The organism is Neisseria sp. P0021.S007 (genome assembly GCF_051956855.1).
In genome coordinates, this window is record NZ_JBQCXA010001671.1 from 1 (window position 1) to 448 (window position 448).

A 448-nucleotide genomic window follows, 5' to 3' on the forward strand; every position below is an offset into this window, starting at 1 on the left:
TTTGTAGCCTGTTTTGCCTTCGCTTTGCGCGGCGGCGGCAAACATGGCGATGGAGTCTTCAGGAATGCCGGCAAGCGGCGCGGCATCGTCAAAGTAAATGCCGAAAGCGTCGGTCGCGTCTTGGACGTTTTGTGCGAATTTGGCACCCAGTTGCGCGCCTTCGGTTTGCAGTTGCGCCAGTTCTGCCTGCTGTTCGGGCGGTAATTCGGCACCGCTGAGGACGAAATCGCGCAAGTCGTGGTTGAGCTTGGTTTGCTGCGCAGGGGAGAGGGTGTCGAATTCGGCAGAATTTTTGATGATTTTGAAGCGGTTGTACAACTCGATGTCTTGACCGATTTCGGTAAAGAAAATGGTGATTTCAGGCATCAATTCGTTGTATACGGCACGCAGCTCGGGCGTATCGACCACGGAATTGAGATGGGAAACCACGCTCCAAATGCGGCCGACG

Annotated in this window: 1 pseudogene; it reads right to left on the reverse strand. The window is 54.7% G+C overall.

What is annotated here, in order from left to right:
• Nucleotides 1-448: pseudogene (locus ACTHUR_RS20840) on the reverse strand (M3 family metallopeptidase); the annotation flags it as partial.